General features: G+C 35.5%; 11 protein-coding genes. 7 read left to right on the top strand and 4 right to left on the bottom strand.

What is annotated here, in order from left to right:
* Positions 1–70: 70 nt before the first annotated feature.
* Positions 71–1,228: a formimidoylglutamase gene (locus AACZ41_RS09925; RefSeq protein WP_339628273.1), complete on the bottom strand. Its 1,158-nt coding sequence runs from the start codon at positions 1,226–1,228 to the stop codon at positions 71–73.
* Positions 1,229–1,286: 58 nt separating this feature from the next.
* Positions 1,287–3,776, bottom strand: coding sequence for a type I DNA topoisomerase (gene topA / locus AACZ41_RS09920; protein WP_339628272.1), 2,490 nt, complete (start codon positions 3,774–3,776; stop codon positions 1,287–1,289).
* Between the two features lie 197 nt (positions 3,777–3,973).
* On the opposite strand from topA, the gene AACZ41_RS09915 reads away from it, so the two are divergent.
* Positions 3,974–7,114 carry a glycosyl hydrolase gene (locus AACZ41_RS09915; RefSeq protein WP_339628271.1) on the top strand — a complete coding sequence of 1,047 codons (3,141 nt, stop codon included), beginning with the start codon at positions 3,974–3,976 and terminating at the stop codon, positions 7,112–7,114.
* A gap of 60 nt (positions 7,115–7,174) precedes the next feature.
* Here AACZ41_RS09915 and AACZ41_RS09910 read toward each other — a convergent pair whose 3' ends face one another.
* Complete coding sequence (locus tag AACZ41_RS09910; RefSeq protein WP_339628270.1) at positions 7,175–8,443, bottom strand: hypothetical protein; 1,269 nt, start codon at positions 8,441–8,443, stop codon at positions 7,175–7,177.
* Positions 8,444–8,516: 73 nt separating this feature from the next.
* A complete protein-coding gene (locus AACZ41_RS09905) occupies positions 8,517–9,245 on the bottom strand; it encodes a hypothetical protein (RefSeq protein ID WP_339628269.1) in 729 nt (242 codons plus the stop codon).
* 150 nt (positions 9,246–9,395) lie between these two features.
* Between AACZ41_RS09905 and miaB the strand changes: the two genes are divergently transcribed.
* The 6 genes from miaB (at position 9,396) to AACZ41_RS09875 (ending at position 14,424) form a co-directional block, all read left to right on the top strand.
* Positions 9,396–10,841, top strand: a complete 1,446-nt coding sequence (miaB, locus tag AACZ41_RS09900; RefSeq protein WP_339628268.1) for a tRNA (N6-isopentenyl adenosine(37)-C2)-methylthiotransferase MiaB — start codon at positions 9,396–9,398, stop codon at positions 10,839–10,841.
* 18 nt (positions 10,842–10,859) lie between these two features.
* Complete coding sequence (locus AACZ41_RS09895; RefSeq protein ID WP_339628267.1) at positions 10,860–12,146, top strand: sigma-54 dependent transcriptional regulator; 1,287 nt, start codon at positions 10,860–10,862, stop codon at positions 12,144–12,146.
* A 20-nt stretch (positions 12,147–12,166) separates the two neighbouring features.
* Complete coding sequence (locus AACZ41_RS09890; RefSeq protein WP_339628266.1) at positions 12,167–12,688, top strand: LptE family protein; 522 nt, start codon at positions 12,167–12,169, stop codon at positions 12,686–12,688.
* Between the two features lie 4 nt (positions 12,689–12,692).
* Entirely contained in the window at positions 12,693–13,637 is a 945-nt protein-coding gene (locus AACZ41_RS09885) for a hypothetical protein (RefSeq protein WP_339628265.1), read from the top strand.
* A 6-nt stretch (positions 13,638–13,643) separates the two neighbouring features.
* Positions 13,644–14,003 (top strand): preprotein translocase subunit SecG, encoded by a 360-nt coding sequence (secG, locus tag AACZ41_RS09880; protein WP_091620463.1) that lies wholly within the window; start codon positions 13,644–13,646, stop codon positions 14,001–14,003.
* A 142-nt stretch (positions 14,004–14,145) separates the two neighbouring features.
* Positions 14,146–14,424, top strand: coding sequence for a co-chaperone GroES (locus tag AACZ41_RS09875; RefSeq protein WP_079514159.1), 279 nt, complete (start codon positions 14,146–14,148; stop codon positions 14,422–14,424).
* Positions 14,425–14,512: the final 88 nt, after the last annotated feature.

The following is a 14,512-nucleotide window of genomic DNA, read 5'->3' as shown; positions in this document are numbered from 1 at the left end:
TCTAACATCTAAAACTATGTTTTATATAAAATATTGTATTAAAGCCTTTAATGCTTAAAAATTATTCTTGTTAATTAAAGCCTTTTTTATAAGCTTTAAACCACCTTTCAGGAATACGTTGATTACATGCATCTAAATAATCCTTCTCGGTGCAAGGTAATAACGCAGGTGTATGGCCTTTAGTATGTGAAGTGAAAATTGATGGGACTTCTACCCACCATCTTTCTGTTAATAAACTTTTGTAGAACACTAATTCTTCATCTTCGCTGGGCACATTGTACTTCACAAAGTCTTCAGTTTTAGAGTATGGAGTTTCTTGAATTCTGTAATTGATACCTTCTATAAAATACCAAATAATTTGAGCTATTAATTGCTGGGACTGCACGGTGTTTTCCATCTCGTACAAGCCAAAAACAGAGACTCTATCGCTTATACCGGCATATCGCGCAATGGCACATATTTCGCGACCGTCAAAACCATTGGGCGAAAAATTACCTGAAAATGACATTTCACTTGCCTTAACAGATCGTAAATCTAAACTTACCATATGCGCATTTCTAAGTACCGGTTCTGCCAAAGAAATATCATTGGCAACTTCGCCAAGTCGATAAGCATCAAAAAATAAACGTTCCATTAAATCTATTTCTTCTTGAGCGTTGAAATAGCTTTGATAACCAATATTAGAAAAATTAAAAAGATTATTGGGCTTATCAGTAATGATCTTACTCATATAAGAATGAGAAGATATAATTTCATCTTCGATACCAAAATCGAACCTACTATCGACAGCCACGAGATTGATCATATCTCTAATGCCATCAAAAGCTCTATAGGCAGGGTATGTAAGATCCTGGGTAGCACCAAGTATTATCGGGATAATATTTTCCTCTAATAAACCTGCCACTATTTCTTTTACAACAAAATAGGTGTCATCTACTGTTGCACCTTCTTCTATATCACCTAAATCTACTATGGTACCGTTCCAATTACCGATTAATAGCTTGTAAAATTGCAATCGAATACCAGAGACATCTAATTTCTCGTGCTTTTTTTCATAGGCATTTCTAGACTCCCTAACCCCTAAAAGGGCCACAGTAGCATTGGCCAGAACAGGCAACCCGTCCTTTTCAGTATGTATATAGGTATTTTTACCAATTGACTGACTAGGCAGTAACTCATTATGGGCCAAAACTTTGTCCGGTACCGGAACTAAAAAATCAAAGGCCATTTACAAGTAGTTTAGGAATCATGAACATATTACACTGATCTTACGATCTAAAAATATATTACTTTTTTGACTTAGGTTTAGCTTTTGCCTTTTTCTTTGGTGTTTTTTTATCTATCAACTTCTGAGCTTCTTCTAAAGACATTTTAGTTACATCTACAGTCTTTGCCAATTCTACCTTAATCTTGCCTTTTAGAACATTATGGCGACCCCATCGAGCTTTTTCGATACGTATACCTTCTTCTTCCCAGTTTTGTACGACTTTATCTATTTCCTTTTGTTTCTTAGTTTCGATAAGTTCAATGATATCATCATTTGATAGATTATCATAGTCATATTTTTTATTGACATTAATGAACATTCCGTTCCATTTAATGAAAGGCCCAAATCTACCGACTCCCTTGGTAACTTCTTTTTCTTCATACATTGCAACTGGTGCATCGGCTTTCTGCTTTGCAACAATTAACTCAATTGCCCTATCCATTTCAATTTCAAAGGCACTTTCACCTTTATCCATAGAAATAAATTTTTCTCCAAATTTCACATAAGGTCCAAATCTACCGACATTCGCCAATACTTCTTCCCCTTCATAAACACCAAGTTTTCTTGGAAGCTTAAATAGATCCATTGCCTCTTCATAGGTAATAGTATTCAATGACTGCTCTGGCAACAAACTAGCAAAAGTTGGTTTCTCTTCATCATCAACAGTACCGACTTGTACCATTGGACCGAATCTTCCCAAACGAACCGAAACCTGCTTTCCACTTTTAGGGTCTATGCCTAAAATTCTTTCTCCACTTGCGCGATCCGCATTTTCTTCTACATCTACTACATTTGGATGAAAATCTTTATAAAAGTTTTTCATCATTTTCTTCCAATCTTCATCACCGGAAGCTATTTCATCAAAATCTTCTTCAACCTGAGCAGTAAAGTTATAGTCTAAAATATTAGCAAAATTGGCAACCAAGAAATCGGTAACAATCATACCAATATCAGTTGGAACCATTTTGCCTTTGTCTGAGCCAACATTTTCTGTAAGGTTCTTTTCCTGAATTTTATTTGATTCCAAGATTAATTGTTGATACTTACGTTCAGTACCTTCAATAGTACCTTTTTCAACATATCCTCTATTAAGAATAGTAGATATAGTTGGCGCATATGTAGATGGTCTACCAATACCTAACTCTTCTAGTTTTTTAACCAAAGATGCTTCTGTAAATCGGTAAGGAGGCCTGGTAAAACGCTCGGTAGCTGAAATGTAGTTATTCAGTAAAGACTCTCCTTCTTTCATTGCAGGCAACATTCCTTCTTGCTCTTCTGCTACATCTTCATCATCTACACCTTCCATGTAAACTTTTAAGAACCCATCAAATTTTATTACCTCACCGTTTGCAGTAAATTCTTCTTTATGCTTATTCGCTTTAATTTTAACATTGGTACGCTCTAGTTGAGCATCACTCATTTGAGATGCAATAGTACGTTTCCAAATTAAATCGTACAATTTAGACTGATCTCGCTCCAATGATGGAGATTGATTGGTAATCTCGGTAGGCCTAATAGCTTCGTGCGCCTCTTGAGCTCCTTTAGATTTACCTGTGAAATTTCTAGTATGACTATATTTCTCACCATAATTTTTAACGATAGCCTCTTTAGCGGCTGTCAATGCTTCATTGGACAAGTTTACACTATCCGTTCTCATGTAGGTAATTAATCCTGCTTCATATAATCGTTGTGCCACTTGCATGGTTCTACCTACAGAAAAATATAATTTTCTTGAAGCTTCTTGTTGAAGTGTAGAGGTTGTAAATGGTGCAGATGGTGACTTTTTAGCTGGTTTTTTATCTAATTTACTAACTGAAAAGTCAGCAGATATATTTTTCTCTAAAAAGGCCTTAGCTTCTTTTTCCGTATCGAAAGTTTTGTTCAACTTGGCCGAAAAAACACTTCCCTCTTCTGTTTGAAATTCTGCCGCAATCTTAAAAGTTGCTTGTGGCTCAAAATTTTCAATATCTCGTTCTCGCTCTACTATAAGACGAACCGCTACAGATTGAACACGACCAGCAGAAAGACCTGGCTTAATTTTTTTCCATAAAACAGGCGATAGTTGATACCCAACTAAACGGTCAAGAACACGTCTTGCTTGTTGGGCATTCACCAAATTGTAATTGATTTCCCTAGGGTTCTCAATTGCCTTTTGTATGGCGGATTTTGTAACGGAGTTAAATACAATACGCTTGGTCTTTTTCTTATCTAAACCTAGTTCTTCTGCTAAATGCCAAGAAATAGCTTCTCCCTCGCGATCTTCATCACTCGCGAGCCAGATAGTTTCAGCTTTATCGGCTAGCGTCTTTAGTTTTTTGACCAGAGCCTGCTTATCCTTGTCAACTATATATTTTGGAGTGAAATCGTTCTCGACATCTACTCCCAACTCATTTGAAGGCAGATCCGCAATGTGACCAAAGCTCGATTCAACCTTAAAATCTTTTCCCAAAAACTTCTCTATAGTTTTGGCCTTTGCAGGGGACTCAACAATTACTAAATTTTTCGCCATCAACCTTGTTTATGCTTACAAATGTATACTAAAAATTAAACTTTAAAATTTCAGGTATTCATTTTTTCCTGTAAATAGGCCTAAGTATCTTTATAAAATCATGAATTTCATAGAAATAAAAAAGTTTGGCCATGTCGATTATCAATGAAGATTAAATAATTCTATTTTTAATGAATCTAACTACAACTCACTTTAAAATGAAAAAGTTACACTTAACCATTCTAATTGCAATATTCTGTTTACCACCATTTCAAAATTTAAACGCTCAACATAAAAAAAACACTGTTAGCTATACCGAAACCTTATATAACGGTATGGCATATCGACCTATCGGACCATTTAGAGGTGGTCGTGCCGGTACGGTTACCGGTGTCGCCAACAATAATAATCTTTATTATATGGGAACCGCAGGCGGCGGTGTTTGGAAAACCACAGATGCAGGCAATAGTTGGCAATGTATCTCTGATGGATATTTTGGAGGTTCCATTGGTGCCATTGCCGTATCTGAATCTGACCCAAATATTATTTATGTTGGAGAAGGTGAACAAACATTACGTGGAAATGTTTCTTCTGGGAAAGGATTATGGAAAAGTATGGATGCAGGAGAAACTTGGGAATTTATTGGGCTCAAAGATTCAGAACACATTTCTAGAATAAGAATTCACCCTAAAAATCCTGATTTGGTTTACGTAGCCGCTATTGGAAATCTATGGAAACCAAATGAAACAAGAGGTGTTTTTCGCTCTAAGGATGGTGGTGATAATTGGGAAAAAGTACTATATGTCAGCAATAAAGCCGGTGCGGGCGATTTAATCTTAGACCCGAACAATAGTAGAATAATTTACGCTTCTACATGGGAAATGAAAAGAAACGGATACCGAATGGATAGTGGGGGATCCGATAGTAAACTCTTTAAAAGTACTGATGGTGGAGATACATGGAACGATATTTCAACAAAATCTGGATTACCGGGTTTTCCTTGGGGAATAGTCGGTATCACGGTTTCACCGGTAGACTCGAATCGTATATGGGCTCTTATTGAAGCTGAAAATGGTGGCCTTTTCAAATCTGATGATGCAGGGGCTACTTGGGAAAAGATAAATGAGAATAGAGCACTACGCCAGCGAGCTTGGTATTACACTCGTATCTATGCAGACACAGAGAATATAGATAAGCTCTATATCATGAACGTCAGTTATGGCGTCTCTACAGATGGCGGAAAAACCTTTACTCTTAAAAACGCACCGCATGGCGACCATCATGATTTGTGGATCGACCCTAATAACAATAATCGAATGATTATTGCAGATGACGGTGGTGCTCAAATTTCAAATGATGGCGGCAATAATTGGACAACTTATCACAACCAACCTACAGCACAATTTTATCGAATAGCAACGGATAGTATTTTTCCATATCGTATTTATGGTGCACAACAAGACAACACAGCAATACGCATTTCTCACAGAACATCTAGCGAATCAATTACTGAAAGAGATTGGGAACCTACAGCTGGTGGTGAAAGTGCACATTTAGCTCCAGATCCAAAAAACAACCAAATTGTCTATGGCGGAACCTATAAAGGGTACATGAACCGATTAGACCACACGACCGGTCAAGCAAGATCAACTAATGTTTGGCCAGATAATCCGGCAGGTTCAGGAGCTGAGATTATGAAATACCGTTTTAATTGGAACTATCCTGTATCATTCAGTAGACATGATTCCAATAAATTGTATGCAGGGTCTAATTTTCTTCATGTTACGACCGACGAAGGTCAATCTTGGAAAACCATTTCGCCAGATTTAACTAGAAGTCTTCCTGAAACAATAGAATCTTCTGGCGGACCAATAACCCAAGACAATACAGGAGCTGAATTTTATTCAAATATTTTTGTTATTTCTGAATCTATTCTTGAGAAAAGTGTAATCTGGACAGGTAGTGATGATGGCTTAATTCATGTAACAAGAGACAATGGTTCTACTTGGACGAATGTAACACCACCAGCTTCAATGTCTCCAAAATTGAATATGATTAATTCCCTTGATCCCAGCCCTTTTCACAAAGGCACGGTATATGTAGCCGCAACATCATATAAATTTGGTGATTACACTCCTTATCTTTATAAAACGGACGACTACGGAAAAAACTGGACTCTAATCACAAATGGCATTAAAGATAATTATTACACAAGAGTAATCAGAACTGATCTTGTACGTGAAGGACTATTATACGCCGGCACCGAATGGGGTATGTATATATCATTTGATGACGGTAAATCATGGAAACCTTTCCAATTAAATCTTCCAATTACGGCCATACGAGATTTACAGGTTAGGGACAACGATTTAATTGTTGCCACCCATGGAAGAAGTTTTTGGATTATTGATGATCTAACACCGCTTCATCAACTGTCGCCCGAAGTAGCAAACAGTGATTTTCATCTTTATAAACCAGATATTTCTTATAGAATGCACCAATCTGGCGGATGGTCTGAACCAGACCCAAAATTGGTAGGCAAGAACCATCCTGACGGTGTTATCATCAACTATGTTTTAAATAAGTATCAAGAAAGCGATTCTGTTCAACTAGATATTTTGCAAAAAGACGGTTCATTAATACAGAGCTTTTCAAATAGTGCCAAACTGAACAAACTGAACCCCTCAGCGGTAAAAGCTTTAAAAGTAAAAGCTGGTGGAAACAAATTGGTTTGGAATATGCGTTATCCAGGGTTTAAGACATTTGAAGGTATGATTTTTTATTCCTCACCAAATAAAGGTCCAAAAGTAACGCCAGGCACCTATAAATTAAAGCTCACTGTTAATGGGGAATTTCAAGAACAGGAATTTAGCATTGTAAAAGACCCAAGATTGCCCAATACTCAGAATGAATATCAAGAACAATTCGATTTTTTAATTGCCGTACGTGACGAAGTAAGCAAAGCAAATGAAGCTATTATTAAAATAAGGAGTGTTCAAAAAGACTTAACGTATCTTAAAGATAAAACTAAAGATAATAGTGCTTTACAGCAGCTAATATCTGATTATGAAGCTGAACTTTCGGTGATTGAAAATAATATTCATATGACTAAAAATCAAAGTAGTCAAGATCCACTTAATTATGGTATTCGAATAAATAATAGGCTTGCTTTTCTTTTAGCAGATTCGCAAAGAGGAGATTATGCCCCTACTCAACAAGCAAAACAGTTCTTTAAAGAAATTACAAATGAACTTGATATAGAAATTAAAAACCTAAATGGTCTTGTTAACGAACAAACAGAAATTATAAATTCAAAAGTAGAGCAAGAGGATATAAAAATGATTTCATCTGAACAATAACCAATAAAACAGGGAAGCTAAAATTAGCTTCCCTATTATGTATTAAATAAACCTATAGCTTTACAATTCATAAGTACTTAAGAGTCGAATATCATTATCTACATACTCGTATTGATACAAAACTCTGTCTCCGATCATTAAAAGTGATGATGCCAATGGTATTACATCATACGCAATAATATTTTCGAAAGTATTAATTAGAGTAATATTAGGGGCATCGCTCTTATCATATACTTTTAAACCAGCCTCACCGTCGCAAATAAAAAGTGTATCGTATTTAATTCCTAAACCATTAGGACCATCCATCGGGTAAATAACTTTTAACTCCGGATTTTTCAAATTAGAAATATCTATCACATATAATCCACTTTCAGTATTTCCACAAAATCCGCCTCCTTTTAGAGTAACATAAGCATAGCTACCATCAACTACAACAGGATCACAAGCTGTACCATGTCTAAATTCTGAAATGAATTCAGGTTTTTCAGGATTCTTAATATCATATATATACATACCTTGTGTACCTCCTATAAATAGAATATCACCTTGACTATAAATGGTTTCAATATCCCAAGCTACTTGCACATCTTCTAATACTATGGGCTCCTCTACATTAGTAATATCAAAAATGTTGATGTCGCTATAATCAACTACATATAAATAATTACCGATTATTTTAAAACGAGCCAAAGAACCACCCTGCCCTATAGAAGGTTGAGGCGATCCTGCAAAATTCTCTAATGCATTGTCAAAGCTACAAATGTCGCAATTAAACCGTGCCTCATATTCTTCGACCGACCTTCTTTCTGTTGTTACTTCCCATCCAACAACAATATCGGTATCATAATCAATATCACCATATTCGTAAAAATCAGCTTGCGGATACTCGATAGTTGAAAGCCAAACATCATTGTTATATATAGCATTGACTATTCGATTCGATAGTGTAATATTATTAATATCGGAAATATCAAAAATGACCAAGTCACCATAACTATCAGCATATAACTTATCGTCTTTTATGGAAATATCATAATTACCTTCAAGCTTAATAAATGCAATACTTTCGGGCGATAATGGATTTTGATTGTTAATTACGTGAAAACCTAGATTTACATCATTTATAAAAATATAATCCTGATAAGTGTAAATTTTACCAGATGAAACAATTGGTGTAGGATCAACAATATCAATTGCTTCAGCCTTAAAGGAAATGGCATCTTGCAAAATAGGTCGCGCCACCAGATAGTCTTCATACGGCCCATCATCATCGCAGGAAATAAAGGTTGATACTAATACAATTAACAACAAAAAAACATTATTTCTCATAGTTTGCAATTTACCGGTTGTGATCAATAGATGAGAAATACAACTTTTAGTTGCGTACCCTAGTTAATAAAACTTAACCTATCTCATTGAAACCCACGCCATCTTTATACATATAATAGGTTGGCACTTTACTTAGCATAGCTGTAAAAAGTATACCTACACAGCATAAAAGAAAGCCTAATTCAGCAACGATTCCTGTAACCAAGACTAATCCGAAAATAACAAGCCAATTTTTATTTCCTAGCGCAAAACTTGCCTTAACCATTTCTAATGGCGAAAGTTCTTCTGAAAAAGCTAAGAAAGCCGGTATTAATGAAAGAGGAACAATAATATAAATAAGACCAACACCACAAGCAAGTAGCCCTAATATGGCCAACCCTAACGTATACAGTGCTAATATAAAAACCTTACCTAAACGCCCTTCTTTAAAAAAATAGAAATAATCGCCACTCGATTCTTCTCCAATATCATTTTGTCTACAAATCTTTAAGAATGCCGCATTTAAGGCCAAAGCAAAAGTTGAGACACCTACTGCGATTACTGGCGCAAGAATACCCATTGCAATGGCGACCATAGGCGGCAATTCATTATTTCGAATAGCCTCTGGGTCTGTAATACCAGTACCTATCATTGGTATATAAAGAATCATATAAAATGGCAAAATAATAACGAACGTCAGCAACAACACTATAAAGCCTTGCAGCCATACTTTTTTAAACAAATCAAAAGACTTACTAAAGATGTCTCCAAAAGATAAATGCGAATTCGTTTTAATACGCTCTGTAATGATTTCTAAATTCATAATTAAGGGTTACTATATTTTAAGATAAAACTAAATAATATTTACGGGCAAAGCCTAAACATTACCTAAAAAATCATGTCAAATTGTCATATTTTTGATTATAGTAGTATCTTTGCCAACCAAATATTTTATTGCAACGTATTACACAAAATGGAGAAAACCATAGACGAAAATGTGCAGGGCACCACTTTGGCTGTTGAAGGAAAAGAAACTAACAAACGTAACTTATATATAGAGAGTTATGGATGCGCAATGAATTTCGCAGATAGTGAAATTGTTGCTTCTATATTAGCAACCGAAGGTTTTAACACAACCCAAACTTTAGAGGATGCCGATTTAATTCTTGTAAACACATGTTCTATTAGAGATAAAGCAGAACAGACGATACGAAAACGATTAACGGAATATAACAAGGTAAAGAAATCTAGACCAAATTTAAAAGTAGGAGTTTTGGGCTGTATGGCAGAACGCCTGAAGGACAAACTTTTGGACGAGGAAAAAATTGTAGATATGGTCGTTGGGCCAGATGCCTATAAAGATTTGCCCAACCTAATTAAAGAAGTCGATTCTGGTCGAGATGCCGTTAATGTTATTTTATCGAAAGATGAAACTTATGGAGATATCGCTCCTGTAAGGCTAAACACTAATGGTGTTACCGCCTTTGTTTCAATTACTAGAGGTTGCGATAACATGTGTACCTTTTGTGTAGTGCCGTTTACTAGAGGTCGTGAACGAAGTAGGGATCCACAGTCAATTTTAGAAGAAGTAAATGAACTTGAAAGAAATGGATTTAAAGAAATTACACTTCTAGGACAAAATGTAGATAGCTATTTATGGTATGGCGGCGGACTCAAGAAAAATTTTGAGAATGCATCTGAAATGCAGAAAGCCACAGCTACCAGTTTTTCAAAACTTTTAGAGACGGTTGCACTGGCGCATCCAAAAATGCGAATCAGGTTCTCAACATCCAATCCTCAAGACATGACCTTAGATGTTATCGAGACCATGGCAAAACATAAGAATATTTGCGATCATATTCATTTACCCGTTCAAAGTGGCAGTAATCGAATCTTGAAGGAAATGAACAGATTGCACACCATTGAAGAATATTTTGAACTGATTGACAATATTAGACAGATTCTTCCTGATTGTTCAATATCACAAGATATTATTAGTGGTTTTCCAACAGAGACCGAAGAAGACCATGCTGCTACATTAAAAGCTTTGGAATATGTGAAGTATGATTTTGGTTATATGTATGCCTATTCTGAAAGACCAGGCACCTTGGCCGGAAGAAAGATGGTTGACGATATTCCTGAAAAAACTAAGAAGAGACGTTTATCAGAAATCATAGCTTTACAACGCCAACACTGCCAGTTTAGAACAGAAAAGCATGTTGGAAAAGTTCAAGAGGTTTTAATTGAAGGAACATCAAAAAAATCTGAAGATGAATGGATGGGAAGAAACTCTCAAAGCACGGTTGTAGTATTTCCAAAAGAAAATTATAAAGTTGGTGACTTTGTAAATGTTCAAATAAACGATTGTACTTCGGCTACCTTAAAAGGTATTGCCCAAGGATATTCAGACAATAATTAATTTATAGCACCATTTAATATGGAAAGCATACAAAGCATAAAACAACGTTTTGAAATTATAGGACAAGATCCAAAACTTAATCGAGCTTTGGAAAAAGCTATGCAGGTCGCTCCTACCGATATTTCGGTTTTGGTAACTGGTGAAAGTGGAGTCGGTAAAGAAGCCATACCAAAAATTATTCATTCTTTATCTCATAGAAAGCATGCTAAATATATTGCCGTAAACTGTGGCGCTATACCAGAAGGCACAATAGACAGCGAGCTTTTTGGTCATGAAAAAGGAGCATTTACTGGAGCTACCCAAACCAGAAGCGGTTATTTTGAAGTTGCTGATGGCGGTACTATATTTTTAGATGAAGTAGGAGAATTACCCTTAACCACACAAGTTCGACTATTGAGGGTTTTAGAAAATGGTGAATTTTTAAAAGTTGGTTCTTCACAAGTTCAAAAAACAGATGTACGTATCGTTGCCGCTACCAATGTAAATATGTTCGAGGCGATTAAAAAAGAACGTTTTCGCGAAGACCTATATTATCGTTTAAGTACGGTAGAGATTAATATTCCACCATTGAGGGAACGTTCAGATGATATTCATTTACTCTTTAGAAAATTTGCTTCCGATTTTAGTCAGAAATATAAAATGCCGACTATTCGATTAGATGATCAAGCTGTCTCACTTTTAAAAAAATACAGATGGCCAGGTAACATCCGTCAGCTACGAAATATAGCAGAGCAAATTTCTGTGCTTGAGGAAAATAGAGCAATAACAGCAGCAACGCTTAATGGATACTTACCAAATAACACCACAAGTAATTTGCCTGCGGTAGTATCGAATACTAAATCCGAAAGTGATTTCAGTAATGAGAGAGAGATTCTTTACAAGGTACTATTCGATATGAAAGGCGACCTCAACGATCTCAAAAAATTAACAATGGAGCTCTTGAAAAATAATGACTCCCAAAAAGTTCAAAAAGACAATGAAAATCTGATTCGTAAAATCTACGGAAACGAAGATGAGGAAGACATTGACATGGAGCAAGAGACCCAAGAAGAATCTAACATGCACCTATTGCATTTACCTGAACCTAAAAAGGAAGAAGCATCATACATTCAAGATTCTTACGAGGATAAATACCATTTTGCCGAAGAAATTCAAGAAGAAGAAACCCTATCTTTACAGGAGAAAGAAGTGGAACTGATAAAAAAATCACTTGAGCGCAATCGTGGTAAAAGAAAAGCGGCCGCTTCAGAATTAGGAATTTCTGAAAGAACACTTTACCGTAAAATAAAACAATACGATCTTTAACAAAAATGAACTCCATTTCAATGAGATACGTTAAAAAAATATTACTTTTTATACTACCTGCAATATTGCTTATGGGTTGCGGTATTTATAATTTTACAGGTGGTAATGTTGGCGATGCCAAAACTTTTCAGGTGAATTATTTTCAGAATTATGCTACCCAAAGCCCGGGCTCAACATTCGAACCTGGTGTTGATAGAGATTTTTCATTGGCATTGCAAGATAGAATTTTGAATCAAACAAGCTTAGATCTCGTAACCTCTGGTAATCCAGATTTATTATATGAAGGCGAGATAACGGAATATAAAATTTCACCAATGTCTGCAACGGCAAATCAAACTGCTGCGCAAAACAGATTATCTATGCGTGTTAAAGTTCGATTTTACAATCGATTGAAGGAAGATGCCGCATTTGACCAGAGTTTTTCATTCTTTTATGATTATCCTGCAGATACTCAGTTATCAGCCATAAAAAGTGAAGCACATGAAATAATTTTCGAAAGACTTACGCAAGATATTTTCAACGCCTCATTGGCAGATTGGTAATTAAATGAACGTTAAGGAGTTTACATACTTTATAGAACACCCTACCAAAGTGGTAGAACCTATACACACCAAACATCTAGAAGATATTATCGCTGAATATCCCTATTTTCAGGCAGCTAGAGCGTTACACCTTAAAGGTCTTAAAAACCTAAATAGCTACAAATACAATAAGGCGCTAAAAACCACAGCAGCCTTTACCACAGATCGAGATGTACTTTTTGATTTCATCACCTCAAAAGATTTTTTACAGTATAATTCTTCAAATGAAACAACTGATCCACAGATTTTAGTTGAAGGGAACATTTTAGAAATTGAATCTGTTTCAGTAATTGAAGAGTTAGAAAACGAAACTCTACCCAAAAATAAAAAGGAGGAACCTGCCCTTTTAATAATAGCATCTGAAGATAAGCCCCTACCTCAAGATGAGAATGACGCTGAGCATATTTTAGATCCCGAACTTTTTCAATCTAAAAAACCAGAAATTTCTAAAGAGGAAGAAACCTTAGATATTGGAAAGCCTTTGACTTTTGATGCCAAAGAAAAATATTCTTTTTCAGAGTGGTTGAATTTAGCTTCTAGCAAACCAATAATAAAAATAATTGAAAAAACTGAAGAAAAGAAAGTAGTTGAAAAAATAAAAAGAACTATCTCACCAAAGGATGAGGCAATTAAAAAGAAGAAATTTGATCGTATCGATAGGTTTATAGCTAACAATCCTAAAATAGTACCTATTGAAGAAAAGAGTAAAACCATCGATATTTCAAGCTCCTCGAAAATTGACAAAAACGAGTTGATGACCGAAACTTTGGCTAGAGTTTATTTAGAGCAAAAACAGTATAAAAAGGCGATTCAAGCATTCAAAATTTTAAGTTTGAAATATCCGGAAAAAAGTGGTTTCTTTGCAGACCGAATTAGGGCAGTAGAAAAAATTCAAAAAGATAATAAATAATATAGAATGAGTACATTTTCAATATTCTTGATACTTATCATCGTCGTATGCTTATTATTAGTATTGGTGATTATGGTACAAAATCCAAAAGGTGGCGGACTTTCTTCTTCTTTTGGTGGTGGAGGAACCCAAGTTGCTGGCGGAGTTAAAAAAACAGGTGACTTTTTAGACAAAAGCACATGGACCTTAGCTGGATTATTAATAGTTTTGATCTTAGCTTCTAACATTGCCCTTAAAGGTAATTTTGGTGATGCAGATTCTAAATTATTACAAGGTGATGACATTGAAACTACGGTTCCAGAGACCTTACCAGAAGAAGTTACACCTCCTGTAACTAACGAAGCAACTCCTTCAGATAGTTTATAAAACATTTCAACATAATTTACACAAATGCCAGCTTATGACAAGCTGGCATTTTTTGCTTCCAATCTGTCATGAAATAGGCAATGGCATAATTTCTGCCTTTGTATACCCACGAAACTAAAAATCAATTTAAAAATTAATAATTATGGCTAAAGTTAATATCAAACCATTGGCAGACCGAGTTCTTATAGAGCCAATGGCAGCTGAAACTAAAACTGCGTCTGGACTTTACATTCCTGATACTGCAAAAGAAAAACCACAGAAAGGTAAAGTTGTAGCGGTAGGTCCTGGTACAAAAGATGACAAAGTTACCGTTAAGGTTGGTGATACTGTTCTTTATGGCAAATATGCTGGAACTGAATTAAAATTAGAAGGTTCAGATTACTTAATGATGAGAGAAAGTGATATTCTTGCTATCATCTAAATAGCCTTTAGCTTATGGCATTTAGCCATTTGCGAAGTTCACAATCTCTGAAAAAATAATTAATAATTTTCTTGACCAAGACGAATAG

The organism is uncultured Maribacter sp., from assembly GCF_963974015.1.
GTDB lineage: Bacteria > Bacteroidota > Bacteroidia > Flavobacteriales > Flavobacteriaceae > Maribacter.
This window is presented reverse-complemented; position numbering and strand designations above follow the sequence as displayed.

Excerpts from the sequence above, each read along its gene's own strand:
- miaB (WP_339628268.1), top strand. The coding sequence starts at position 9,396 with ATGGAGAAAACCATAGACGAAAATGTGCAGGGCACCACTTTGGCTGTT.
- AACZ41_RS09890 (WP_339628266.1), top strand. The coding sequence starts at position 12,167 with ATGAGATACGTTAAAAAAATATTACTTTTTATACTACCTGCAATATTG.
- AACZ41_RS09910 (WP_339628270.1), bottom strand. The coding sequence starts at position 8,443 with ATGAGAAATAATGTTTTTTTGTTGTTAATTGTATTAGTATCAACCTTT.
- AACZ41_RS09875 (WP_079514159.1), top strand. The coding sequence starts at position 14,146 with ATGGCTAAAGTTAATATCAAACCATTGGCAGACCGAGTTCTTATAGAG.
- AACZ41_RS09925 (WP_339628273.1), bottom strand. The coding sequence starts at position 1,228 with ATGGCCTTTGATTTTTTAGTTCCGGTACCGGACAAAGTTTTGGCCCAT.
- AACZ41_RS09885 (WP_339628265.1), top strand. The coding sequence starts at position 12,693 with ATGAACGTTAAGGAGTTTACATACTTTATAGAACACCCTACCAAAGTG.
- topA (WP_339628272.1), bottom strand. The coding sequence starts at position 3,776 with ATGGCGAAAAATTTAGTAATTGTTGAGTCCCCTGCAAAGGCCAAAACT.
- AACZ41_RS09895 (WP_339628267.1), top strand. The coding sequence starts at position 10,860 with ATGGAAAGCATACAAAGCATAAAACAACGTTTTGAAATTATAGGACAA.
- secG (WP_091620463.1), top strand. The coding sequence starts at position 13,644 with ATGAGTACATTTTCAATATTCTTGATACTTATCATCGTCGTATGCTTA.
- AACZ41_RS09915 (WP_339628271.1), top strand. The coding sequence starts at position 3,974 with ATGAAAAAGTTACACTTAACCATTCTAATTGCAATATTCTGTTTACCA.
- AACZ41_RS09905 (WP_339628269.1), bottom strand. The coding sequence starts at position 9,245 with ATGAATTTAGAAATCATTACAGAGCGTATTAAAACGAATTCGCATTTA.